This is a genomic window from Pseudomonas sp. BF-R-01 (assembly GCF_019946615.1).
Taxonomy (GTDB): Bacteria; Pseudomonadota; Gammaproteobacteria; order Pseudomonadales; family Pseudomonadaceae; genus Aquipseudomonas; species Aquipseudomonas migulae.
In genome coordinates this window covers 18,609-42,991 of record NZ_JAGYFX010000005.1, presented here as the reverse complement: position 1 = coordinate 42,991, position 24,383 = coordinate 18,609, and the positions used below count along the sequence as shown (strand labels likewise).

24 protein-coding genes are annotated in these 24,383 nt (G+C 60.0%); 9 read left to right on the top strand and 15 right to left on the bottom strand.

Going from position 1 to position 24,383, the window contains the following annotated elements; translation table 11 throughout:
* Positions 1 to 22 precede the first annotated feature (22 nt).
* The 3 genes from KGB27_RS03785 to KGB27_RS03775 all read right to left on the bottom strand — a co-directional run bounded on the left by KGB27_RS03785 (position 23) and on the right by KGB27_RS03775 (position 2,428).
* Complete coding sequence (locus tag KGB27_RS03785; protein ID WP_008038685.1) at positions 23 to 1,036, bottom strand: AI-2E family transporter; 1,014 nt, start codon at positions 1,034 to 1,036, stop codon at positions 23 to 25.
* Between the two features lie 227 nt (positions 1,037 to 1,263).
* The gene (locus tag KGB27_RS03780) at positions 1,264 to 1,569 is read right to left on the bottom strand and encodes a PsiF family protein (RefSeq protein WP_008031179.1); all 306 of its coding nucleotides are present in this window, start codon (positions 1,567 to 1,569) and stop codon (positions 1,264 to 1,266) included.
* 64 nt (positions 1,570 to 1,633) lie between these two features.
* Positions 1,634 to 2,428, bottom strand: a complete 795-nt coding sequence (locus KGB27_RS03775; RefSeq protein WP_223414908.1) for an AraC family transcriptional regulator — start codon at positions 2,426 to 2,428, stop codon at positions 1,634 to 1,636.
* 96 nt (positions 2,429 to 2,524) lie between these two features.
* On the opposite strand from KGB27_RS03775, the gene KGB27_RS03770 reads away from it, so the two are divergent.
* Entirely contained in the window at positions 2,525 to 3,412 is an 888-nt protein-coding gene (locus KGB27_RS03770) for a DMT family transporter (RefSeq protein WP_223553241.1), read from the top strand.
* A gap of 97 nt (positions 3,413 to 3,509) precedes the next feature.
* On the opposite strand, the gene KGB27_RS03765 is transcribed toward KGB27_RS03770, so the two are convergent.
* From KGB27_RS03765 to KGB27_RS03755, 3 genes are all read right to left on the bottom strand, one after another.
* On the bottom strand, positions 3,510 to 4,400 hold the full coding sequence (locus KGB27_RS03765; protein ID WP_008045209.1) for an esterase/lipase family protein: 891 nt from the start codon (positions 4,398 to 4,400) through the stop codon (positions 3,510 to 3,512).
* A gap of 108 nt (positions 4,401 to 4,508) precedes the next feature.
* Complete coding sequence (locus tag KGB27_RS03760; protein ID WP_008031171.1) at positions 4,509 to 4,814, bottom strand: DMT family transporter; 306 nt, start codon at positions 4,812 to 4,814, stop codon at positions 4,509 to 4,511.
* On the bottom strand, positions 4,815 to 5,453 hold the full coding sequence (locus KGB27_RS03755; RefSeq protein ID WP_207284743.1) for an FMN-dependent NADH-azoreductase: 639 nt from the start codon (positions 5,451 to 5,453) through the stop codon (positions 4,815 to 4,817).
* Positions 5,454 to 5,561: 108 nt separating this feature from the next.
* On the opposite strand from KGB27_RS03755, the gene KGB27_RS03750 reads away from it, so the two are divergent.
* A complete protein-coding gene (locus tag KGB27_RS03750; protein ID WP_223435592.1) occupies positions 5,562 to 6,524 on the top strand; it encodes a LysR substrate-binding domain-containing protein in 963 nt (320 codons plus the stop codon).
* Between the two features lie 62 nt (positions 6,525 to 6,586).
* Here KGB27_RS03750 and KGB27_RS03745 read toward each other — a convergent pair whose 3' ends face one another.
* On the bottom strand, positions 6,587 to 8,662 hold the full coding sequence (locus KGB27_RS03745) for an AsmA family protein (RefSeq protein WP_223553239.1): 2,076 nt from the start codon (positions 8,660 to 8,662) through the stop codon (positions 6,587 to 6,589).
* A gap of 388 nt (positions 8,663 to 9,050) precedes the next feature.
* On the opposite strand from KGB27_RS03745, the gene KGB27_RS03740 reads away from it, so the two are divergent.
* The 7 genes from KGB27_RS03740 to KGB27_RS03710 all read left to right on the top strand — a co-directional run bounded on the left by KGB27_RS03740 (position 9,051) and on the right by KGB27_RS03710 (position 14,231).
* Positions 9,051 to 9,395 (top strand): hypothetical protein, encoded by a 345-nt coding sequence (locus KGB27_RS03740; RefSeq protein WP_223553238.1) that lies wholly within the window; start codon positions 9,051 to 9,053, stop codon positions 9,393 to 9,395.
* 157 nt (positions 9,396 to 9,552) lie between these two features.
* Positions 9,553 to 10,185 (top strand): TetR family transcriptional regulator, encoded by a 633-nt coding sequence (locus tag KGB27_RS03735; RefSeq protein ID WP_008035416.1) that lies wholly within the window; start codon positions 9,553 to 9,555, stop codon positions 10,183 to 10,185.
* Positions 10,186 to 10,556: 371 nt separating this feature from the next.
* Positions 10,557 to 11,057 (top strand): urease accessory protein UreE, encoded by a 501-nt coding sequence (ureE, locus tag KGB27_RS03730; protein WP_008035414.1) that lies wholly within the window; start codon positions 10,557 to 10,559, stop codon positions 11,055 to 11,057.
* Positions 11,054 to 11,728, top strand: coding sequence for an urease accessory protein UreF (locus KGB27_RS03725; protein WP_223553237.1), 675 nt, complete (start codon positions 11,054 to 11,056; stop codon positions 11,726 to 11,728). Before ureE ends, KGB27_RS03725 begins: the two co-directional genes overlap by 4 nt.
* 23 nt (positions 11,729 to 11,751) lie before the next feature.
* Entirely contained in the window at positions 11,752 to 12,366 is a 615-nt protein-coding gene (ureG, locus tag KGB27_RS03720; protein WP_008035409.1) for an urease accessory protein UreG, read from the top strand.
* Positions 12,367 to 12,400: 34 nt separating this feature from the next.
* Positions 12,401 to 12,973, top strand: a complete 573-nt coding sequence (locus tag KGB27_RS03715; RefSeq protein ID WP_223553236.1) for a HupE/UreJ family protein — start codon at positions 12,401 to 12,403, stop codon at positions 12,971 to 12,973.
* A gap of 130 nt (positions 12,974 to 13,103) precedes the next feature.
* Complete coding sequence (locus KGB27_RS03710) at positions 13,104 to 14,231, top strand: AGE family epimerase/isomerase (protein WP_223553235.1); 1,128 nt, start codon at positions 13,104 to 13,106, stop codon at positions 14,229 to 14,231.
* Positions 14,232 to 14,325: 94 nt separating this feature from the next.
* Here KGB27_RS03710 and KGB27_RS03705 read toward each other — a convergent pair whose 3' ends face one another.
* The 8 genes from KGB27_RS03705 to KGB27_RS03670 all read right to left on the bottom strand — a co-directional run bounded on the left by KGB27_RS03705 (position 14,326) and on the right by KGB27_RS03670 (position 24,279).
* Entirely contained in the window at positions 14,326 to 15,090 is a 765-nt protein-coding gene (locus tag KGB27_RS03705) for an SDR family oxidoreductase (RefSeq protein ID WP_008035394.1), read from the bottom strand.
* 839 nt (positions 15,091 to 15,929) lie between these two features.
* Positions 15,930 to 16,646, bottom strand: a complete 717-nt coding sequence (locus KGB27_RS03700) for an ABC transporter ATP-binding protein (RefSeq protein ID WP_008035391.1) — start codon at positions 16,644 to 16,646, stop codon at positions 15,930 to 15,932.
* The gene (locus KGB27_RS03695) at positions 16,643 to 17,518 is read right to left on the bottom strand and encodes an ABC transporter ATP-binding protein (protein ID WP_008035389.1); all 876 of its coding nucleotides are present in this window, start codon (positions 17,516 to 17,518) and stop codon (positions 16,643 to 16,645) included. The genes KGB27_RS03700 and KGB27_RS03695 overlap by 4 nt, the downstream gene beginning before the upstream one ends.
* The gene (gene livM, locus KGB27_RS03690; RefSeq protein WP_008035387.1) at positions 17,515 to 18,798 is read right to left on the bottom strand and encodes a high-affinity branched-chain amino acid ABC transporter permease LivM; all 1,284 of its coding nucleotides are present in this window, start codon (positions 18,796 to 18,798) and stop codon (positions 17,515 to 17,517) included. The genes KGB27_RS03695 and livM overlap by 4 nt, the downstream gene beginning before the upstream one ends.
* A gap of 3 nt (positions 18,799 to 18,801) precedes the next feature.
* Positions 18,802 to 19,716 (bottom strand): ABC transporter permease subunit, encoded by a 915-nt coding sequence (locus KGB27_RS03685; protein WP_008035385.1) that lies wholly within the window; start codon positions 19,714 to 19,716, stop codon positions 18,802 to 18,804.
* A gap of 171 nt (positions 19,717 to 19,887) precedes the next feature.
* Entirely contained in the window at positions 19,888 to 21,021 is a 1,134-nt protein-coding gene (locus KGB27_RS03680; RefSeq protein ID WP_008035383.1) for a branched-chain amino acid ABC transporter substrate-binding protein, read from the bottom strand.
* Positions 21,022 to 21,386: 365 nt separating this feature from the next.
* A complete protein-coding gene (locus KGB27_RS03675; RefSeq protein WP_008035381.1) occupies positions 21,387 to 22,670 on the bottom strand; it encodes an NAD(P)/FAD-dependent oxidoreductase in 1,284 nt (427 codons plus the stop codon).
* A gap of 118 nt (positions 22,671 to 22,788) precedes the next feature.
* On the bottom strand, positions 22,789 to 24,279 hold the full coding sequence (locus tag KGB27_RS03670; RefSeq protein WP_008043154.1) for an aldehyde dehydrogenase family protein: 1,491 nt from the start codon (positions 24,277 to 24,279) through the stop codon (positions 22,789 to 22,791).
* Positions 24,280 to 24,383: the final 104 nt, after the last annotated feature.

Here is a 24,383-nt window from a genome sequence, read left to right as displayed (position 1 = left end):
CAGGCAATACATATCGACCGGATCAAACCATCCCCACCTGCTTCAACTCACTCTTCAAATACGCGTAATAAATCGGCCCAGCCACCACCCCCGGCAGGCCGAACGCGGCCTCGAACACCAGCATCGCCAACAGCAACTCCCACGACTTGGCACTGATCTGCCCGCCGACAATGCGCGCGTTGAGGAAGTATTCGAGCTTGTGGATAACAATCAGATAACCCAGCGCGGCCACCGCGACCCAGATCGACAGCGACAAACCGACGATGGTGATCAGCGTGTTCGACATCAGGTTGCCGATCACCGGCAGCAGGCCGAGCAGGAAGGTCAGCACGATCAGGGTTTTGGTCAACGGTAGTTTGATGCCGAACATCGGCAGGACCACCGCCAGGAAAATCCCGGTGAAGAAGGTGTTGAGCAGGGAAATCTTGATCTGTGCGAACACGATGTTGCGGAACGCCTGGACCAGCAGGTGCAAGCGATCAAACAGTGCGGCGGCCAGCGGCTTGCGCTTGGTCAGGTCCGGCACCCGTTGCAGGGCGATGATCGCGCCGAGCACCATGCCGATCAGCAACGTCACGAACATGTGCGCCGCGTCCTTGCCCACCAGTTGCAGATCGCTGAGGTGTTTGCTCATCCACTCGCCAATCGCCACGCGAAACTCGGCGGCGCTGGCCGGCAGGTAGGCGTCGATGAACGGCGGCAACTGACCGCGAGCGCGGTCGACCACGAGCATGAATTTATCGAGGGAAGCGCCGGGGTTTTCCGCCTCATGCAGCAGGAAACTGAAAGCGCCGGCAAAGATCAGCGTCAGCACACTGACCACCAACGTCCCCAGTAACGCCACCGCCAGCCAGCGCGCACGCCGACCTTCGATCAGTCGCTGCAATTGCGGGGTGAGCATGTTGACCAGTTCGAACACCAGCAGACCGGCCAGCAGGCTTGGCAGCAAGCGCAACGGAATCACCAGCAGCAAACCACCAAAGATGATGACCCAACTGATGAGCAGCAAGACTTGGCGTTGAGAAAACGTTGGCATACAGCCTCAAAACGAACGGCGTAAAAGGATTGGCAGTCTGCCAGCGTTCGGGTGTCAGCACTAGGGATTGTGTGGGGCGACGTTGGTCGGGGGCAGAGGCGATTTCTGCAGCGCTCTGGCCGGCCTCATCGCGAGCAGGCTCGCTCCCACATTTGTCCTGTGTATGCAGATCCATTGTGGGAGCGAGCCTGCTCGCGATGGGGCCCTCACAATCCCCGCAAATCCGTTTATTTCTTCTTCAGGCAATCACTCATGAACGCCTTGCGCTCATCACCCTTGAGGGCCTTGGTCGCGGCATCGGCATTGCAGGTTTTCATCTTCTCTTGCTGAGGGGTCAAGGCTTTCGCGTCATTGGCGGCTGGCGCGGCTTTAAGGCAGGTGCTCATGAAGGCTTTGCGCTCATCGCCCTTGAGGCTTTTCGCGGTAGCGTCGGCATTGCAGGTGGTCATCTTGTTCTGTTGGGCAGTGGCGGCGAAGCCCTGGGAGCAGAGCAGCAAACCGATCATCAACAAAGGGACACGCAACATCGTCATGGAGTTTTCTCCTTGTTGCCGCACCGAGGGGCACGGCCTCGCTCTGGAGTGTAGACAAAGCCTGTTACAGCTTCCTGCCCGGCAGATGGCTTCGGCGATACTGCTCTGGCGTACATCCGGCTTGACGCTGGAACATGGCGATAAACGCCGACCCGGTGCTGTAGCCCATGTCGAACGCGATTTCCTGAATGCTGCGATGGCTGTCCAGCGCTTCGATCGCCGCCAGAAAACGCAGGCGCTGCCGCCACTCGCCGAAACTCATGCCCAACTCGCGCACAAACTGCCGCGCCAGGGTGCGCTCGCTGACGTGAATCTGCTCGGCCCATGCCGACAACGGCCGGTTATCTCCGGGCTCAACCTGCAAGGCTTCCAGAATACCGAGCAGCCCGGGACTGCTGGCGTAGGGCAAGTAGCATTGGTGAATGGGCGCCTGCTGCAGCTGATCCACCAGCACTTGGGCCAGGCGTTGGTCGGTCTCTTGCTCGGGAATCTTCACGTCACGGGCGGCGAAGTCCTTGAGGATTGCCTTGAGTATGTCGCTGATCGCCAGGGTGCAGGCCTGCTTCGGCAGCTCGTGGCACAGCGCCGGTGCGAGGCAGACGGCGCGGTAGTTGATCGGCTGATTGCTGTAGAAACTGTGTTCGATCTGCGGCGGCACCCACACGGCATATTGCGGCGGCGACATGAAACGGCTGCTGCCGATTTCCATGTGCAACACACCGTTGGCCGAATACTCCAGGGTGCCCCAGGGGTGACGGTGGGCCGAGGCATATTCGTGGCTATTGAAGTCGGCGTAGCGGAAGTACACCGGCGCGGGCAATTCGCTGAAATCCAGCAGGTCGATGTGTTTGCTGTTCATGCTGTCTGTCATCAGGGTCAGGTTGTCTGGATCGCAGTATAGGCTTGCATCCGGACAGGCGATAATTCTCCCTCATTAACGTTCTGGTTGTTCCTGATGCAATACGCTTATCCCCTGCTGGCCATTTTCATTTGGGCTGGCAACACCGTGATCACCAAAATGTCGGCCGGGGCGATCTTCCCGGCGGAGATCGGTTTTTACCGCTGGCTGCTGGCCGGATTGTTGTTCACACCGTTCATGCTCAAACCGGTGATCGCCCATTGGTCGGCCATCCGCCCGAACCTGGGGAAGATTTTCGTCCTCGGCGTGCTGGGCATGGCGGTTTATCAGAGCCTGGCGTACTTCGCGGCGACGCTGACCTCCGCCACTAACATGGGCATCATCCTGTCGCTGATGCCGTTGATGTCGCTGGCCATGGCCATCGTCAGTCTGGGCCAGCGCCTGACCGCCGGTGCACTGGCCGGTGCGGTGTTGTCGTTTGGCGGTGTGTTGGTGGTGGTGTCGTCCGGCAGCCTCAGTGCATTGCTTGAGCACGGGGTGAACCTGGGCGATGCAATGATGCTGATCGCCACGCTGGCCTATGCGATTTACAGCACGCTGCTGAAAAAATGGCAGCTGCGTTTGCCGCCGCTGGTGTTGTTGTATCTGCAGGTGTGGGTGGCGGTGGTGGTGCTGTTTCCGTTGTTCGCCGTGTCGCCGAAAATCGGTCCGACGCTGCAGAATATTCCGCTGGTGCTGTATGCCTGCCTGCTGGCTTCGATGGTTGCGCCGCTCGCATGGATGCAGGCCGTGGTGCGTCTGGGACCGAGCCGGACGACGCTGTTTTTCAATTTGCTGCCGGTGATTACCGCATTGATTGCCGCGCTGGTGTTGCATGAGCAATTGGCGATGTATCACCTGGTGGGCGGGATGTTGACGTTGGGTGGGGTGATTGTTTCGGAGCGTTGGACCATGGTGTTGGGCCGTAAGGTTAGCGTCGCCTGATCTGACGCCATCGCGGGCAAGCCTCGCTCCTACAGTTCATGCGCTGTCCCTGTAGGAGCGAGGCTTGCCCGCGAAGAACGATAATGCGGTCTGACGGCTAAACCCCCGCCGCCTTCAACCGCGCCGCATGCTCGACAAACAACCGGATCGGCTCGGCCCCCTTCCCCACCAACCCCAACGATTGGTTGACGATGTCAAAGTGATCCAGCGGATACTCATCGCCAATCACCGTGCCCAGATGCGAGCTGTAACGCCCGACCATCCCGTCGCAATGCCCGACTTCACGCACGAAGGTTTTGGCAAACAGCCGACAACTGCGGTTCGTCCCGTCGAACAGATTGCGCCCGCGATCGGTCTTGCCTGGCTGCAACGTGCCGGACCACGAGTAATAGCGCACGCCGTTGACCTCTTCCGGCCCGTGCCCGCCCCATGTTTCAGGCAAGCCCTGTGGATAACGTTGGTTGAACAACGCCACACCCGCCGTCGTCAGCGATTCATGGGACGCGTGGATGTCCACCGGCAGCTTCGGTCCGCGATAACCCGTCTCCAGCAAACTCATCAACGCACCGATGATCCGAAGAAAAAACGCCAGCAGCCGCCCCCTCGCGCTGTCCGCCGGGTAATGTTTGTGCAAGTAGTCCGCCAGTTCCGAGCCGTGATTGGGGCCTGCCACCGAGGTCACGGAAGCCACGCGATCCGGGCGTTTGGCGGCGGCGTAACGGGCGGTCAGTGAGCCTTGGCTGTGGCCGATCAGGTTGACCTTCTCGGCACCGGTTTCGCGCAGGATTTCATCGATCCGCGCCAGCAATTGTTCACCGCGCACTTCAGTCGAGTGCAGCGGCGACACTTGAACCGCAATCACCGTCGCCCCACCCTGGCGCAACGCCGCCACGATCCCGTACCAGTACGGATAAAGCACCAGACGGATAAACCCGAGCATTCCCGGGACCAGCACCAACGGATAACGCGTGGCAGAACCTTGCGACATGGGCAAACGTCCTTGTGATCGGTGAGGTGACGCAAGGCTGAATACAAGACATCAGCCCAGCATCGACATCGAATGTGACAGCTCGACGACCAGTCTATGACATCCGCTCTATTTCAGCCCCGCCACCCCCGCCACGATCAATCCGACCGATACCAGTTTGACCGCCGTCAGGCTTTCGCCGAGCAACGCAAACCCGAGAAACACCGTGCCCAGCGAACCGATGGCGGTCCAGATCGGGTAAGCGATGCTCACCGGCAATTCGCGCATCGCCAGGGTCAGGAAGTAAATCCCGCCCACCGCCGCCACGACCGTGATCAGCGACGGCCAGAGCCGGGTGAAGCCTTCGGCATACTTCATGCCCATGGCGAAGGTGACTTCGAACCCGGCGGCAATCAGCAAAAACACCCAGGCCATCTAGAACTCCCTGGCCAGCGTCAGCAAACGCTGCTCGGCCTCAGCGACGGAGATCTCAAAGGTGCGCTCGGCGGATTCTTCACCCTCGGCGGCCACGACGGTCACGTCGGTAATGCCGATAAACCCCAGCGCCGTGCGCAACAGCGTATCGGCATGGTTCAAGGCTTCCAGTTCACCACCGGGACCGAAACCGAACCCGCCACGGCTGGTGACGATCAGCGCTTTCTTGCCGTGCACCAACGGCTCGTATTGCGCGACACCATTGTCCAGCGTGTGATTGAAGGTCAGCCCGAGCCGCACGATTTGATCGATCCACGCCTTGAGGCCGCTGGGCACGCTGAAGTTGTGCATCGGCGTGGAAATCAGCAGCAGATCGTGGCCCAGCAACTCGGCGACCAGTTCATCGCTGAACGCGAGGTCGGCCTGCATCGTCAGCGGCCGCGCCTCGGGCTCGGGGTAAAACGCGGCGGCCACAAACGCTTCGTTGACCGGAGGAATCAACGCCCGTCCGACTTCGCGGCGAGTCAGTTGCGCGTGCGGATGGCGGGCCTGCCAGGCGCCGAGAAACACTTCGGCCAGGCGACGGGAGTGGGAACGTTCGCCCCGTGGGCTGGCGTGAATGGCAAGAATTGTGTTCATCTGAATCTCCTGAGGACTAAACTCAAACGGCGTGTGGTATGCAGCTTGTGCCCGCGACCGCCTCGCCTCAAATGAGCAAAAATCAGCTTGGGTGAATTCATTTCATCCATGGAGTGTTCAATGTTTGCCTCGCTGCCACTGACCGCCCTGCGCGCCTTCGAATCCGCCTCACGCCTGCTGAGTTTCAAGGCCGCCGCCGAAGAACTGTCGGTGACGCCAACGGCGGTTTCCCACCAGATCCGCTCGCTGGAAACCTGGCTCGGCGTGCCGCTGTTCGAGCGACTGCCACGGCAAGTGCGCCTGACCGAATGCGGCGAGCGCCTGTTTCACAGCCTGCACGGCGCTTTTCTGGAAGTGGCGCAAAGCGTCGACACCTTGCGCCCGCAACGCAGCGGCACCAGCCTGACAATCTCCACCACCGCCGCTTTTGCCGCCTTGTGGCTGGTACCGCGACTGGGGCGTTTTTACGCCCGGCATCCGAACATCAGCGTGCGGCTGGATACCCATTGCGAAGTCATCGATTTGCATCAGGACGCCAGCGTCGATCTGGTGGTGCGTTATAGCCTCGATGACTACCCGAACCTTTATGGCCTGTGCCTGTTCGATGAATCGTTCGGCGTTTATGGCTCGCCGGAACAGGTTGCACAGGCCAGCATCCGGGCACCGACGTTGATCAGCGTGCGTTGGCACAACTCGAAGCTGTACGCCCATGGCTGGGAAGCGTGGTGCTCGCAGTCAGCAGAAACCTGGCTGACGGCAAACCCGGCGGTCCGCGAATACGACGAAGAGCATTACGCGCTGCAAGCCGCGATCGCCGGACAAGGCCTGGTGCTGGCGAGCAATATTCTGGTGTCCGAGAGCGTGGCCAGTGGTTTGTTGGTGGCTTACCGGAGTGAAATCCAGGTGAGTGGCGCCGGTTACAGCGCGCTGTGCGTACCGGGTCGTGAACGCCATCCGCCGGTGCGGGCATTTTTTGCGTGGTTGCAGGAGGAAGCCCGATTGTCTGGCTTGCTGCCAAGGTCGCCAATCACATCAAACTTTTCGCCGCGCTTGTCACTCACACCGGAGTAGCGATCACTTCCCTGTGGCCGACATCCTGAAAGATTTGTAGCGCCTGTCAGACCGTCATCGGTTTATTTGGTGGGCTTAACGGTGACGGGGGCCTTGCCTGCCTTCATCTGCTCCAGCAACGGCGCACACTGATTCGGCTCACCCCCACTCGGCGCCACCAGCGCCAGCAACCCCGCCGCCGGCGCCGCAATCACGCCCAAGGCCACCATCCCCGCCCCGCGCAATATCAGCGGCACCGCCTTCACGCCCGCATCCGGCTTGATGAACTTGCCTCGCACGTACAGCGGCGAACGCAGGGAAATCAGGCGCCAGCCCTTGGATTCCGGGGTGATGGTCAGGTCCAGTTGCTCAGTCGCCATGTTCGCCGTGCCATCGATGTAGATGATCGCGTTCTCGGTATCGAAGACAAACAACCGAGTGGTGGCCAGGCCGGTCTTGATGTCGAAGTCGGCCGCCGCGCAATTGATCTTCACTTCTTTGTCGCCAAAGATTTTACCGACCACGTAGTTGCCAACATTCAGCCCGGCCAGCTCCATCAACTCGCGGCTGATGGCACCGTCGTTGATCAGCATCTTCAGATTGCCATTGGCCGTGCCCAGCAACTTGGCCACCGAGTTGCCGTGACCACTGATGTCGGCATCGCCATTGAGCTCGCCGAAACTGGTCTTCATCGGTTCAAAGGTCGGGAACAGCTGCTTGAGCTTGAAACCGCGCCCGGTCAGCTTGGCGTTGCCTTCCAGCGGCTCGGTGCGACCGTTCAGGCGAATCTGCGCATCCAGTTTGCCGCCGGCCACGCCGAAACGCAGGGGTTCGAGACTGAGCACGCCGTCGGTCAGCACCAGGTGCGTGTAGAGGTCATTGAACGGCAGTTTTTCACTGTGGACGATGCGCTTGCCGGTGAATTCGACGTCGGCGTCCATGTCGCGCCAGCGCTCGGTCTTGAACTCTTCGACCGGTAACACCTTGTCCGCCGGCTGCTTGCTTTCGCCGCCGCGGGCCTTTTGCTTGGCGTTGGAGTCGGCGCCGATCAAGGGCGCAAGGTCGGTAAACAAGAGTTGATTGGAGAGCAGCGAACCGCTGAGTTTCGGCCGAGGCTGACTGGCGACATAGGCCAGGCTGCCATGGATGTCGCTCTCGCCGATCTTGCCGTTGAACGCTTCGTAATGGAACACCGCGCCGCCCGGCTCATGCAGCTTGGCGATCAAGTGGCCGTCGGTGGCGTAGGGCGGTGTATCCGGCAGGGTCACGCCGGTCAGCGGATAGAGATTGCCCAGGCTGCTGCCGGCCAGTTTCAGCCGCAGGTCCAGCGCACCAAGGTTGAGTGGGTCGGTCAGCGTACCGGCGAGCTCGACGCTGGTGTCGGCAATCTTGACCTGGGCCTGGAGCGGGAACGGCCGGGCCGAATCCTGCAAGGCCAGCAGGCCGCCGATCTTGCCTTCGCCCGTCAGTTTCTGGCCGTGGTATTGGCCTTTGACCTTCAGTGCAAACGCGTAATCCTGGGGAGCCGCGCCCTTCTCCTGCGCAGTTTTCGCGGCTTTTTCGCCGACGATGTCGCTGAATGGGATCGGCTTGCCCAGCGGATCGATGATCAGGTCGAGCTGGGTTTTCAGGCTCTGGTCGTCGAGGGTGACGTGGCCTTTGTCGAAGCCGATCGCACCGATGTCGACCACCCAACTGGAAGGTTTGGCGTTCGGGTCTTTCGGGTCGAGCTTGAAGGTCCAGTTGGCGCGGCCATCGGCCAGGCGCTGGAGGTCTGCGTTCGGTTCGGTCAAGTCAATGCGCGGGATCGTCACCCGTTGCGCCAACAGAGCCAGCGGCGAAATGCGCAGCTCGACGCGTTTGAGCGTGGCCATTTGCGGTTGCTTCGACCAGTCCGGGTTGCCGAGGCTCAGGTCCTGCGCCACCACATGCGGCCACGGCACCCAGGCGCGCCACCCACCTTCGTCAAGCTCACGCCGCCAGACCACCGCGAGGTTGCCATTGATGGCAAACGGTCGATGCAGCTCTTCGGAGACTTTGGCGTTGAGGGTCGGTTTGATCCGGTTCCAATCGAAGAACGCGATGATCAGAACCAGTATCGCCAGTAACACAACCAGGCTGGCAAAGGTCCAGGCAAGAATTTTCGGGGTGCGCGTCATTGCACAGGGCTCCTGAATACGACTGAGCGCCCTGACCGCGACGCGCGTGTGAAACCTCAGGCCAGAACCGGCCTGGCATGAAGCCTAGGACTGGGAAACGGCGCGCAGGTTTAATCGAAATGCGGCTTAACGTTCAAATAATCGGTCGGGGACACCCTGCACTCGAAATCCGGCGTTACCGACCCCGCACTTTTGTGCGACGCACGTGAGTAGAAAATACCCACATCAGTGCGAAAACATCCGCCGGAAAGGCCCGGTCTAGAGCCTTCGCACGGAACAATCAATTCTGTTGATTATTACCATTGCGTTTATGAACTTTTATATCGACTTATCGAGAGTAGCATTGGCCTCGTACCCACTTTGCCGCCCTCCCACGGAGCACATGATCATGAAACGCCAACTACTGTTTAGCCTTACCCTCTCCATGCTGGCCAGCACCGCTTTCGCCCTGCCAGCCGCTGACCAGGCCACCCCACAAGTGAAAGACAGCCACTCGGTGTTCAGTCAAACCGTTGCCGAAGGTGGTAATGATCGCCTGAAAGAAAAAGGCCTGATCACTCAAGATGGTTCGGACCGCACTCCACAAGGTCAAACCCTGGCCGCTGACGGTTCCGATCGCACCCCACAAGGCCAAACCCTGGCTGCCGACGGTTCCGACCGCACCCCACAAGGCCAAACCCTGGCTGAAGGTGGTGGTGACCGCGTAATCGAACGCAACAGCGCTGTGAGCTAAGCCCATGGCGGCCTTGAAAAAAAGCCCAATCCACGGATTGGGCTTTTGACTTTATAGAAGCCACGCATTCCCTCGCATCACTCCCGATAGTCGTTCGACGCCGGCAAAGCCGATTTGCTAGAGTGCGCCGCTGTCTTGTCCAGAAAACACCCTTGCGATGCTGCCCCGCGCCGAACAGAAACAACAAACCCGCAATGCCTTGATGGACGCTGCCCGCCATTTGATGGAGTGCGGCCGAGGATTCGGCAGCCTGAGCCTGCGCGAAGTGGCGAAAACCGCCGGCATCGTCCCCACCGGTTTCTACCGGCATTTCGCCGACATGGATGAACTGGGCCTGGTGCTGGTGAGCGAAGTCGGACAAACCTTCCGCGAAACCATCCGCCTGGTGCGTCACAACGAGTTCGTCATGGGCGGCATCATCGATGCCTCTGTGCGGATTTTTCTCGACGTGGTGTCGGCCAATCGTTCGCAATTCCTGTTTCTGGCCCGCGAGCAGTACGGCGGTTCGCTACCGGTGCGCCTGGCCATCGGTCGCTTGCGCGAAGACATCAGCTCGGACCTTGCGGCCGATTTGTCGCTGATGCCAAAGCTGCAACACCTGGACATCGCCGGCCTAAGTGTCATGGCCGATCTCATCGTCAAAAGCGTGTTTGCGACCCTGCCGGAAATCATTGATCCGCCGGCCGAGGCGTTGCCCGCGCATCTGACACCACAGGCGAAAATCACACAGCAGCTGCGCTTTATCTTCATCGGCCTCAAGCACTGGCAAGGCCTGGGCAGCACGGAATAACCCTCCTGCACGCCGATCTCCTGTAGGAGCCGGCTTGCTGGCGATTCAGGCAACACGGTGCGTCTGAACCACCACCTCCCTTGTAGGAGCTGGCTTGCCAGCGATGGCGCCCTTCAGCCAATAAAGATGTCGTCTGGTCGACCGCTATCGCCGGCAAGCCGGCTCCTACAAGGTTGGGTGGTGAATGCGGGATCGCGCACAATCTGGAACACACCCTGCGCCGTCATTTGGTGCGCCTCTCCCAGCCCCGCACCAAATTGCCGCAACAAACTGAAACACCCTCCATGCGCCGACAGGCATTTCCTACACTTGCGCCGATTGGCAAGCCCCTTGCTCTAGCCTGACTATTGTCCATAGCTGGAAGCTTTCCGATGCTGGTGATTCATCGCAGAATCGACCCTCAACCCGTCTGGGCCGCCGAGTTGCACCTGACCTTCGAAGCCCGGAGCAAAAGCCGTTTGCGCTGTTTCAGTGCCGAGGGTGAAGACGTCGGGTTGTTTTTGGAGCGCGGTCAGTCGCCCCTGACTGATGGCGAATGCCTACAGGCTGAAGACGGTCGCATCGTCCGCGTCTGCGCCCGCCCCGAACAACTGCTGCACGTCACCTGCGCCAATGCATTCGAACTGACCCGCGCGGCCTATCACCTGGGCAATCGCCACGTCGCCCTGCAAGTCGGTGATGGCTGGTTGCGCCTGCTCGACGACTACGTGCTCAAGGCCATGCTCGAACAACTTGAAGCCAAGGTCGAAAACATCGAAGCGCCGTTCCAGCCGGAGCACGGCGCCTATGGTGGTGGCCATCACCACTCGCGGCATGGCGACGAAGACTTCAACTACCCGCCGAAACTGCATCAGTTCGGCGTGCGCCAATGAACCCGGCCTGGGCGCTGTTGCGCCTGGCCAGTCCGCAATTGCCGATTGGCGGCTACAGCTATTCCCAAGGTCTGGAAATGGCGGTGGATAACGGCCGGGTAAGTGATTCAGACAGCGCCCGTCGCTGGATCAGCGATCAATTGCTACTGAACCTGGCACGCTTCGAGGCGCCGCTGCTGCTCGCCCATTGCGTGGCCGCCGCCACAGAAAACTGGGCCGAACTGCTGCAACGCTGCGAAGAACACCGCGCCAGCCGGGAAACCCGCGAGTTGCATCAGGAGAGCCGACAGATGGGCTACTCCCTGCAGCAACTGCTCAACGGTTTGCCGGAACTCGATGCACCGGCCCGCGCCTTTCTCGAACAACGCCCCGAACCGCACCTGGCCCTCGGCTGGGCGCTGGCCGCACGCGCCTGGCACATCAGCCCGCAAGACGCGCTGGCCGCATGGCTCTGGAGCTGGCTGGAAAACCAGTTGGCGGTGCTGATGAAAACCCTGCCGCTGGGCCAGCAAGCCGCGCAACGACTGACCAGCGAACTGCTGCCACTGCTGCAACAAGCCCAGCAGGACGCCACCCGAATCAACCCCGACCACTATGGCAGCGCCACTTTCGGCCTGTCCCTGGCGTGCATGGCCCATGAGCGCCAGTACAGCCGTCTGTTCCGTTCCTAGGGCCTGTTATTTTGGAGAATCACATGAACACACAACCTCTGCGCGTCGGCATCGGCGGCCCGGTCGGTTCCGGCAAAACCGCCCTGACGCTGGCCCTGTGCCTGGCGTTGCGCGAGCGCTACAACCTGGCGGTCGTGACCAACGACATCTACACCCGCGAAGACGCCGATTTTCTGGTGCGCAACCAGGCTTTGGCGCCGGAACGGATCATCGGCGTGGAAACCGGCGGCTGCCCGCACACGGCAATCCGCGAAGATGCCTCGATCAACCTCGAAGCCGTGGATCAACTGAACCGACGCTTCCCGGGGCTGGATCTGATTCTGGTGGAGTCCGGAGGCGACAACCTTTCGGCCACGTTCAGCCCGGAATTGTCCGACCTGACGATTTACGTAATCGACGTCTCGGCGGGCGACAAGCTGCCGCGCAAGGGTGGGCCGGGGATCTGCAAATCCGACCTGCTGGTGATCAACAAAGTCGACCTCGCACCGCTGGTAGGCGCGTCGCTTTCGATGATGGACAGCGACACGAAGCGCATGCGCAACGGCAAACCGTTTGTCTTCAGCAACCAGAAAACCGGGCTGGGCCTGGAAGAAATCATCGCCTTCATCGAGCGCCAGGGCCTGCTGACCGCAGCCTGATTACGATCAAACTTATCAACAAGGAAGCTTATCCATGACACTTAAACGCATCCTGGGCGCCATGTCCCTGCTGCTGACTCCGGCCATCGCCTTCGCCCACCCCGGTCACGGCGACAATGGCTTGATCGCCGGCATCAGCCACCCGATCGGCGGCCTCGATCACTTGCTGGCGATGGTTGCCGTCGGGCTGTGGGCGGCACAGCAGAAAGGCGCTGCACGCTGGGCGCTGCCGTGCACGTTCGTTGGCACCATGCTGATCGGCGGCCTGCTCGGTTTTGAAGGGCTGAACCTGCCAGCGCTGGAAAGCGGGATTGCGGCGTCGGTACTGGCGCTGGGGCTGGCGGTGGCGCTGGCGGTACGTCCGCCACTGAGCATGGCAGTGGGTGCGACGGCGTTGTTTGCGTTGTTCCATGGCGTGGCGCATGGGCTGGAATTGCCGGACATGTCGAGCCCTTGGACCTACGCCGCAGGGTTTGTGGCGGCAACGGCGGCGTTGCATGCGGCGGGTTATGCGCTGGTTCGCGTGTTGCCGCAAGCAGCGGCGCCGCTGGTTCGTCTGGCGGGTGCGGCGTCGGCGGCGACCGGGGTGTGGTTGTTGGCGGGTTGATTTGGTTTTGCCGGTAATAGCCTCTTCCTGTAGGAGCGAGGCTTGCCCGCGAAGGCGGCCTGACAGACACCACATCTCTCAGGCCTGATAACATGTCGCGCATTCGACCCTGCCGTGACGACGCCAGCCAATGCCTCATGCTCCCCGCTCCGCTTCCCAGCCTGAATTGACCGCTCTGTTTGCCGCGGTGCAACAGCATTTCCAGGACGTGATCGTGCCCCTCTGGCAAGGCCCCGGCTGGAATGCCGAACTGGCGCTGCCCTACGAAGCACTGGATGCCGAGCATCATCCCTTGCCACCGCAACGCTACCGGGCCATGGCCTGCGCGCGGCAGTTGTATCTGTTTTCCAGCCTGATCGGCCAGGTGCCGGGCGCGAAAGAGCGTGCGGCTGCGTTGTTCCGCTCGTTGCAGCAACATTTCCACGATGCCGAACACGGTGGCTGGTTCTACAGCATCGACCCGCAGGGCGCGCCGCTGGATCAGCGCAAAGATCTCTACACCCACGCCTTCATCCTCTTCGCCTGCGCCCATTACTGGGACAAGGTTCGCGAACCGCTGGTGGAGTCGGTGCTCAACGCGGTGCTGGAAGTGCTTGATCAGCGCTTCAGTTCGGGCGACGGCTTGTATGAAGCCTGCCTTGAGCGTGATTGGTCGTTGCTGAACACCGGGCCGCTGCAAAACCCGCTGATGCACCTCGCCGAAGCGTTTCTTGCCACGCTTTCAGTGCGTGAAGACCTCGCCGTGCAGCGTGCGCTCGTCGAGTTATGCACAGCCATGCAACAACGCTTTATCGATCCGCAACACAGTGTGTTGATGGAAAAGCCGCTGGGGTCTGTGGATAACTGGTTTGAACCGGGACACCAGTTCGAATGGTATTTCCTGCTGGAATCTTCGCCGTTGTTGCGCGGTTCAAAACTGCACGCCTCTGTGGAGCGCGCCTTTGCGTTCACCGAGCAACTGGGCGTCGATCAATCGAGTGGCGCCGTGCGCGCGATGCTCACGCTCGACGGGCATTCGAAAGATGCCACCCAACGCATCTGGGCTCAGGCTGAATACTTGCGTGCGTTGACGCTGCGCCCGGACAGCGGGGCATCGGTACTGCACCAATTGCAGGCGCTGCAACAGCGTTCTCTGCATGCGCGCGGCTGGTATGAGTGTCGTGACGAGAATGGTGAAGTGAGCCGGCAGGATATGCCGTCTACCACGCCTTATCACTTGGCGACCTGCTATCGCGGGTTGGTCGACTATCTTCGTTGAAAAATAGATCGTATTCGCGGGCAAGCCTCGCTCCTACAGGTTTTGCATAGACCTGTAGGAGCGAGGCTTGCCCGCGAATGGACGTTACGCAGTCTTACCCCTTGTTACGCTCAATCGCAAACCCGGCCCACGTCTGGCTCACCGGCATCAACTCGAGGCTGTTGATGTTGATGTGCGCTGGCGCATTGAGCACCCAGAAAATGGTCTCGGCGATGTCTTGCGGCTGGATCGCCTCGGCACCGGCGTAGGTCGCGTTGTAACGCTCCTGGTCACCGGCAAAGCGCACCAGCGAGAACTCACTCTCACACAGGCCCGGCTCGATGTTGCTGACGCGAACGCCCGTGCCTTGCAGGTCGCAGCGCAGGTTCAGGGAGAACTGTTTGACGAACGCCTTGCTCGCGCCATACACGTGGCTGCCCGGATACGGGTAGTTGCCGGCAATGGAACCGAGGTTGATGATGCCGGCGCCACGACCATGGGCGATCAGACGCGGCAACAGCAGGCGAGTGCTGTACATCAGGCCCTTGATGTTGGTGTCGACCATGGTGTCCCAATCATCAAGATCGCACTTCGGCGCCGGGTCCACGCCGAGCGCCAGGCCAGCGTTGTTGATCAACCCGCGCAGCTTGGCGAAGGACGGTGGCAGGTTGGCGATCGCCTCCTCCATGGCCTTGCGATCACGCACGTCGAGCACCAGGGCATGGACCTCGGTCTGCTTCGACAACTCGGCGCACAAGGCATTGAGGCGCTCTTCACGACGACCTGTCAGCACCAGTTTCCAGCCAGCCTCGGCAAAACGACGGGCACAGGCTTCGCCAAAACCGGAAGTCGCGCCGGTAATAAACAGGGTGTTGGACATCGTGTTCTCCTTGCTTCGGCCGACGGGCCGCCATTGGATTAGAAAATCAGCTGGCAGCATGCCCGGCCTTGCCGACAGCGGCAACTATCAGAAAATCTGTACGAAAAACAACCAACGCGAGCAACGCCATATACACCGTGGCCTGTAGCTATGTACGCGCACGTTATCCACAGGCCGGTCCACAGTTTCCGGGGGCAAGTGAAAAAGCTGGAAGCCGCTGTGCACAAGGCTTTGCGGACAGATCAGAAAGTTTTTCGCTTGACCCTGAAGTGCGGGCTGTGTAGCCCAAGGCGTTTTGCACGATTGACCGGGTTTGCCAACGATGGCGCCAAGCCAGTAACTACGGCCCTTAGCCGAGTCTTTCCAGAGTTTAACCACAGACTTATCCACAGGCTGCCATCGTGTGTTTCAGGCCTCTTTCGCAATCAATAAAAAGGTTGACAACGCTGACCTCAAGCCCGGCAAAAACGCCTGATCAAAAAACAACCACATCGCTACAGGCCACGATTTAAAAGGCTCTCAGCCAGCTACTCCCACGTTATTCACAGCCAGTTCCACAGCAAACGGGGACAAGTCAAAACCGTGACAAAACAACTATTTGCAGCGGCTTTATGTCGCGCTTTGAGAGCTTGGCAAATTTGTTTTCCACAATTCTGGAAAACACCTGTAGGAGCGAGCTTGCTCGCGATGGACGTCAACGATAACGCGAACATTCTGGATAAACGTGTCACCCGGAAAACCTTCGCGAGCAAGCTCGCTCCTACAAGGGATTGTGGTGAATTCAGGATGAAAAAAGCCCCGACGATTGCTCGTCGGGGCTTTAGGTATTTCAACAGGACTCAATGCCCGCCGAGATAAGCGTTACGCACCTCTTCGTTCACCAGCAGCTCCTTGCCGGTGCCACTGAGGCGGATCTCGCCGTTGACCATCACGTATGCCCGATCCGACAACCGCAGGGCGTGGTTGGCGTTCTGCTCGACCAGAAAGATAGTCATGCCGGTCTTGGCCAGTTCCCGCAGGGTGGCAAAGATCTGTTTCACCACAATCGGTGCGAGCCCAAGGCTCGGCTCATCGAGCAACAGCAGTTTCGGCCGGCTCATCAACGCACGGGCGATGGCGAGCATTTGCTGCTCGCCGCCGGACATGGTCATGGCCCGCTGGGTCCGCCGCTCTTCGAGACGCGGAAACAGCTCGAACATGCGTTGCATGTCTTCCTTGGCGTACTTGTCACCAATCGGGATGGTGCCCATCTGCAGGTTTTCCTCGACGGTCATGTCGGGGAACACGCGCCGGCCTTCCGGTGATTGCGCAATGCCGTTGGACGCAATGTAGTGCGACGACTTATGGGTGATGTCCACGCCCTGATAGATGATCTGCCCGTCTGCCGCGCGCGGCTGGCCGAAGATCGACATCAGCAGGGTCGACTTGCCCGCACCGTTGGAACCGATGAGGCTGACGGTCTCCCCTTCGTTGATGTGCATCGAGACTTTTTTCAGGGCCTGGATCGGGCCGTAAAACACGTCCAGGTCTTTGAGTTCGAGGATCGGTTTGCTCATAGCACCACCTCCTCTTCATCGGCGCCCAGATAGGCTGCAATCACTTTCGGATCGTTGCGAATCGCCTCGGGGCCGCCCTCTGCGATGACGACGCCGTGGTCCAGCACCACGATGTGGTCGGAAATGCTCATAACCATGCCCATGTCGTGTTCGATCAGCACCACGGTCAGATCGTGCTCGTCGCGCAGCAGCCGGATCATCGCGCTCAGCGCTTCGGTTTCCTGAGGGTTGAGGCCGGCGGCCGGTTCGTCGAGGCAGATGATCTGCGGCCGGGTGCACATGGCCCGCGCAATCTCCAGACGACGCTGCTGGCCGTAGGACAACTCACCGGCCAGACGGTTGGCGCAATCCACCAGGTCAACCACTTCCAGCCAGTAGAAGGCGTGGTCCAGCGCATCGCTTTCAGCCTTGCGATAGCCCTTGGTGTTGAGGATGCCCGCGAGCATGCTGCGGTTGACCCACATGTGTTGGGCCACCAGCAGGTTTTCCAGCACCGACATTTCCTTGAACAGGCGAATGTTCTGGAAGGTCCGCGCCAGGCCGGCACGGTTCACCAGGTGAGTGCCGCCGAACATCTTGTAATGGAGCCGGCTGATGAAGCTTTTCGGCGATACAAAATCAGTCGCCTTGAACGGTTCACCGAGCATTTTGATGACATCGGTGCGCTCGCCGCGCACGTTGAGTTCGATCTTGCCGCCCGAGGCCTTGTAGAACCCGGTCAGGCAGTTGAACACGGTGGTCTTGCCGGCGCCGTTGGGGCCGATCAGGGCGAAGATCGAGTTGCGCTTAACCTTCAGGCTGACATCGTTCAACGCCTTGATGCCGCCGAAGTGCATCATCAGCTTCTCGACCGAGAGTACGACTTCGCTCATGGCGCTACTCCTTTACGCGGGGTCACACCGGTACGGCTGATCCGAATCAGGCCGCGCGGTCGCCAGATCATCATCAACACCATCAGGATGCCGAACAGCAGCACGCGGTATTCCGCGAAGCCACGCAGCAGTTCCGGGGCCACCGTCAGCACGAAGGCTGCGATAACCACGCCGATGGTCGAACCCATGCCGCCGAGTACCACGATGGCGAGGATCAGGGCCGATTCAAAGAAGGTGAACGAGGTCGGGTTGACGAAGCCCTGGTAGGTGGCGAAGAACACGCCAGCGAGGCCGGCTGTCGACGCACCGATGGTGAACGCCGAAAGCTTGACCAGCACGTGGTTCAAACCCATGGAACGGCAGGCGATTTCATCTTCACGCAAGGCTTCCCAGGCGCGACCGACCGGCATGCGAGTCAAACGGTGCTTGATGTACAGCACGGCCAGCACGACCAGGAACAATACCGCGTAGATGAAGTAGTACTTCACGTCAGGGTTATAGGCGATGCCGAAAAACTCGTGGAACGGAACGCCACCGTCCTTCGCCCTTTTGCCGAACTCGAGGCCGAAGAAGGTTGGCAGGGGCGCCGGCATACCGTTCGGGCCACCAGTCAGGGTCAGCCAGTTATTGAGGATCAAGCGAATGATTTCACCGAAGCCCAGGGTCACGATCGCCAGGTAGTCACCGTGCAGGCGCAACACCGGAAAACCGAGGATGCAACCGGCCAGCCCCGCCGTGATCGCCGCCAGTGGCAGCACCGTCCAGAAACCCAGCCCCAGGTATTGATAACCGAGTGCCAACCCATAGGCGCCGATGGCGTAGAACGCCACATAACCGAGGTCGAGCAGACCGGCCAGGCCAACCACGATGTTCAGACCAAGCCCGAGCAGCACGTAGATCAACCCGAGGATGACCACGCCCAGCAGGTAGGAGTTGGAGAAAAACGGGAACACCACGGCGATGACGATCATCAGCGGGATGATCCAGCGCAGCCGGGATTTGTAATCGGGTGCCAGTACATGAACCCCCGAACCGGTGGTTTCAAAGCCTTCGAGAATTCTCAGGCCTTTCGGCGTTTGCAGGAACAGGCTCAAGGCAAAGCGGCCGGCCATGACAATGGCGACAATCCACGCCACTCGGGTCGTTTCCAGATTGAAGCCATAGCCGTCGAGGACTATGCCGACAATCGGGCCGAACACGATGAGGGCAACAAGACCGGCAAGAATCGCGTCAACCAGGCTTCTTTTGAGATCAATGGTTTTTTTAGTGGTTGAAGACATCGCTTACACCTTCGACACAAGAGGACGGCCGAGCAGGCCTTGGGGCCGAAAGACCAGAACGAGAACGAGCAGCGAGAAGCTGAAAACGTCTTTGTAGTCCGAGTTGACCAGACCTGAGAACAGCGACTCGGAAATCCCGAGGATGATCCCGCCGAGCATCGCGCCAGGCAGCGAGCCGATCCCGCCGAGTACCGCTGCGGTGAACGCCTTGATGCCGATGACGAAGCCTGCGTAGAAGTCGAACGTGCCGTAGTTCATGGTGATCAGCACGCCGGCCAGGGCCGCCATTGCCGCACCGATGATGAACACGTAGGAAATGACGCGGTCGGTGTTGATCCCAAGGATGGAGGCCATCTTGCGGTCTTGCTGGGTGGCGCGGCACATGCGGCCGAGCTTGGTGTACTTGATGACGTAGGTCAGCAGGGCCATGCCGGCGAATGCGGCAACCAGGATGAAGATCTTGGTGTAGGTGAGCTGAACGAAGCCGCTTCCGACTTCCACTCGCCATGCACCGGTCAGCAGGGTCGGTACGCCTTGTTGACGGGCGCCCTGTGCGATCTGTGCATAGTTTTGCAGGATCAGCGAAATACCGATGGCGCTGATCAGCGGTGCCAGTCGGGTGGAGTTACGCAGGGGTTTGTAGGCGACACGCTCGATGACCCAGCCATAGACCGCTGTGACGATGATGGTGAAGACCAGTGTGCCAAGCATCAGCAGAGGGAAGGATTCAATACCGAAGTATGCCAGCAGAGCCAGACTGATTGCCGCGAGGTAAGCGGAAATCATGTAAACCTCGCCGTGGGCGAAGTTGATCATGCCGATGATGCCATAGACCATTGTGTAGCCGATGGCGATCAGGCCATAGACCGACCCGAGGGTCAGGCCGTTGACCAGTTGCTGCAGGAAAATACCATCCATAACGCAATCTCACGCATTTGAGAGACTGCACAGAAGCGAGGTGCGACGGACCGGGGTTCAGCCACCCGCGCAACACGGTTGTGTGCAGCTCTACGAGAAAAGACAGGTACTGCACGGACATGTTCTTCGATTGCCCGGCGCTCAAGGCGCCGGGCAGATCAACAGCTCATATCACTTCTGTTTTTCCAGTTGGTGGTATTTGCCATCCTTGTCCCACTGATAAACCACGTAGTCGGAGACTTTCAGGTCGCCCTTGGCGTCCCAGGTCTTCTCGCCCATCACGGTTTTAACCGGGTTTTTCTTCAGCCACTCAGCCGCTTTTTCGCCGCTGTTGGACTTGGCGCCGTTGAAAGCAGCCGCCAGGGTCTGAACCGAAGCGTAGGCGTACAGGGTGTAGCCTTCTGGCTCGGTGCCGGCTTTGCGGAAGGTGTCTACCACGGTTTTGCTGTCTGGCAGCAGGCGTGGGTCGGCACCGAAGGTCATGTACACGCCATCAACGTTCTGCGGGCCACCGGCGGTGGTCACGAGTTCGTCAGTAACGATGCCGTCATCGGACATGAATTTGACGTCCTTGAGGCCTTGTTCACGCAGTTGGCGAACCAGTGGACCAGCTTCCGGGTGCAGGCCGCCAAAATAGACGACATCGGCACCGGCGGCACGGATCTTGGTTACCACGGCGCTGAAGTCTTTCTCGCCGCGGGTCAGGCCTTCGTACAGAACCGGCGTTACGCCGCGCTTGGCCAGTTGAGCCTTGGTGGCGTCGGCCAGACCTTGGCCGTAGGTGTCTTTGTCGTGCAGAACCACGACTTTCTTGCCCTTGAGCACGTCGACGATGTAGTCGCCGGCAACGATGCCCTGCTGGTCGTCACGACCGCACATACGGAACATGGCGCTCAGACCACGCTCGGTCACCTGTGGGTTGGTGGAGCCCGGAGTGATTGCGATGATGCCTGCTTCGTCGTAGATCTCGGAGGCCGGGATGGTCGACGAGGAGCAGAAGTGACCAACCACGCCTGCCACTTTCTGGTTGGTCAGGTCCTTGGCGACCGTCACAGCCTGTTTCGGTTCGCAGGCGTCATCGCCCTTGACCAGTACGATTTTTTCCCCGTTGACGCCGCCCGACGCGTTGATTGCGTCGGCTGCTGCCTGTGCACCCTTCATGTACTGCTCGCCAAATGCTGCGTTGGCGCCTGTCATAGGACCCGCAACACCGATTTTTACGTCAGCCTGTGCAAACGCAGAAACACCCAGCGCAGCTGCCACTGCGAGGGCCAGAAAGCCTTTCTTGTAAAACGTCTGGGACATGAGGTGGTGCTCCAAGGTTTTTTTTTAGTTGGCACTGCGACTTCACTGAATGCTCAGAGCAAGGGCCGTGCCATCGGTTTTTTATTCTGAAAAAAGTCGCTGCTTTATTGTTATTTCGACTGTTTCGAGCCCATTTTCATTGGGCGTGCAACCGTCTAAACCGCGGAAGGTGAAACCATTTATTTTTTAAGGCGCAACCCACACGCGCCATCATTGCAACCGCGGCGCCAAACGACGTGCAACCAGCCTGTAACAACGTGCGTCACCGAAGTGCACACTGCTGGTGCGGTACTGCTACAACCCGCACCTTTTACAGGCTAGCCGCTGCGCCGAAAAGCGCCGCTTCCAGCAACAAATTTCAACAATCAAATCACGATCCGCAGGCACTGGCCCGCGTGATACAGCGAAAACCCCGCCTCATATAGACAGCTACGCAGCCCCACCCCCGCCAGTGGCTGCATGGGTGCGAAGGGAATCGGCAGCGCCTGAGGATTTCCGTTACACAAATAATCGGCAAAGGCTTTGCCGACCACCGTCCCCGTAGTCACGCCCCGACCGTTGTAACCGGTGACTGCCACTAAACCGGGCGCCGGTTCGAACAGGCGCATCAAATGATCGGGAGTAAATGCGATGCAACCGGTCCAGGTGCACTCCCATTCCACCTGTTTGAGGTACGGAAAATAGTGCTGCTGAACCCGGTCGGCCCAGGCCTTGAGGAACCAGGTCGGCTTCTGATTGCCATTACCCAGACTGCCGAGCAACAGGCGACCGTCTTTGTCGCGACGAATACTGCTGAGCACCTGCCGGGTGTCCCATGAACCCTGACCACCCGGGAGGATTTGCTGCGCGGCGTCGTCAGTCAGCGGCACCGAGGCCACTTGATAGTAATAACCGGGGAAGAAATTGCGCCGCAATTCCGTCCAGTCACCTTCGGTGTAAGCGTTGGATGCAATCACGACTTGCTCGGCAAGCACCGAACCCTGCGCCGTTTGCACCGACCAGCGCTGGCCCTGACGTTCGAGCCTGGTCACGGGAGAATGATCGAACAGCCGACCACCAAGGCCGATAGCTGCTTTGGCCAGCCCCGTGGTGTAAGCCATCGGGTTGATCGTGCCGGCACGCTTGTCGAGCAACGCGGCGGCGATTTTTTTGGTGCCGGTTGCTTGTTCGCAGGCTTGACCGGTCAGCAGTTCCACCGGGGCGCCGCGACGTTTCCATTGTTCTTCACGACTGCGCAAATCCGCTTCGCCACGGGCGTTGTGCGCCATGTGCAACGTGCCTTCGCGGCGTAACTGGCAATCGATGTTGTATTTGTCGACCAGGCTGAATACCAGGGACGGCGCGGCACCCAGCATGCGATTGAGCTGACTGCCCACCGCTTCGCCGAACCCGGCTTCGATCTCGTCCGGTGGAATCCACATGCCGGCGTTGACCAGCCCGACGTTGCGTCCAGAACCGCCATGACCGGCACGATGAGCTTCCAGCACACACACCGTCTTGCCTTGTTCCAGCAGATGCACCGCCGCCGACAGACCGGTGAACCCGGCACCGATGACGCAGACATCGACCGTTACTTCGCCCTTGAGCGCAGCATTGTCGGGCCTTTGCGGCGTCAGTTTTTCCCACAGACACTCTTCGCGTAACGGCATTGCCAGACTCCAACAGAAACCTAACAAACAACAAAGCAAAAGCTTCGCGGGCAAGCCTCGCTCCTACAGGTGTTGAGTGATCCTGTGTAGGAGCGAGGCTTGCCCGCGAAGGGGCCCATCAGTCGAACGTAATCCCCTGCGCCAACGGCAACTCCAGCGAGTAGTTCACGGTGTTGGTCTGGCGGCGCATGTAGCCGCGCCAGGCATCGGAGCCCGACTCACGACCACCGCCGGTTTCTTTCTCGCCACCAAATGCGCCGCCGATTTCCGCGCCGCTCGGGCCGATGTTGACGTTGGCGATGCCGCAGTCGCTGCCCACTGCGGACATGAATTGCTCGGCTTCACGCACGTCAGTGGTGAAGATGCACGAGGACAGGCCTTGTGGCACGGCGTTGTTCAAACGCAGGGCTTCGTCGAAGTCTTTGTAGCCGATCACATAAAGAATCGGCGCGAAGGTTTCGTGGCAGACCACGTCGCTCTGCTCCGGCATTTCAACAATGGCCGGCGAGACGTAGTAAGCATTCGGATACTTGTCTTCCAGCTGACGTTTGCCGCCGAAGACCCGGCCGCCCTCGCTCAGGGCCTGCTCCAGCGCATCCTGCATGTTGTCGAAGCTGTGTTTGTCGATCAGCGGACCGATCAGGTTGCCTTCCAGCGGGTTGCCGATACGCACTTTCGAGTACGCGGCTTTCAGGCGGGTGACGATTTCTTCTTTCACCGATTCGTGAGCGATCAGGCGACGCAAGGTGGTGCAGCGCTGACCGGCAGTGCCGACGGCGCTGAACAGGATGGCGCGAACGGCCATGTCCAGGTCTGCGCTTGGGCCGAGGATCATGGCGTTGTTGCCGCCCAGTTCGAGAATGCTGCGCGCGAAACGTGCGGCGATTTTCGGTGCCACTTCGCGGCCCATGCGGGTGCTGCCGGTGGCGCTGATCAGCGCGACACGCGGGTCATCGACCAGTGCTTCGCCGGCATCGCGACCGCCAATGATCACCTGGCTCAGGTGCGCAGGTGCGTCGCTGAAGTTTTTCAGTACGCGGTCGAACAGCGCCTGGCAGGCCAGTGCGGTCAACGGGGTTTTCTCCGACGGTTTCCAGATCACCGGGTTGCCGCAGACCAGCGCCAGCGTGGTGTTCCAGGCCCAGACCGCGACCGGGAAGTTGAACGCACTGATCACGCCCACGACGCCCAGCGGGTGCCAGGTTTCGCGCATGTGGTGGCCAGGACGCTCGGAAGCGATGGTCAAGCCGTACAGTTGACGGGACAGACCGACGGCGAAGTCGCAGATGTCGATCATCTCCTGAACTTCACCCAGGCCTTCCTGAGTGATCTTGCCCGCTTCCCAGGACACCAGCTCGCCGAGGTCGGCCTTGTATTCGCGCAGGATGTCGCCCAGTTGACGCACCAGCTCGCCACGGCGCGGGGCCGGGACCTTGCGCCACAATTCGAACGCATGATCTGCGCGACTGATGTGCTGCTCGACTTCAGCGGCGCCTTCCCAGTTCACAGAGGCGATCTTGCTGCCATCGATCGGCGAATGCACCGGCACTTTGCCGTTCTGGTACAGGGCCGGGTTCACACCAAGACGATCAAGCAATGCGGCAACCATGGGTCACTCCTCGAGCTAAAACAGAAAACGTGCAGCCGGAATATCACGGCTGATCAGACCTGTAGTTTTAGCTCGCCGGAGGTTACCCAACAAACGACCTTTAA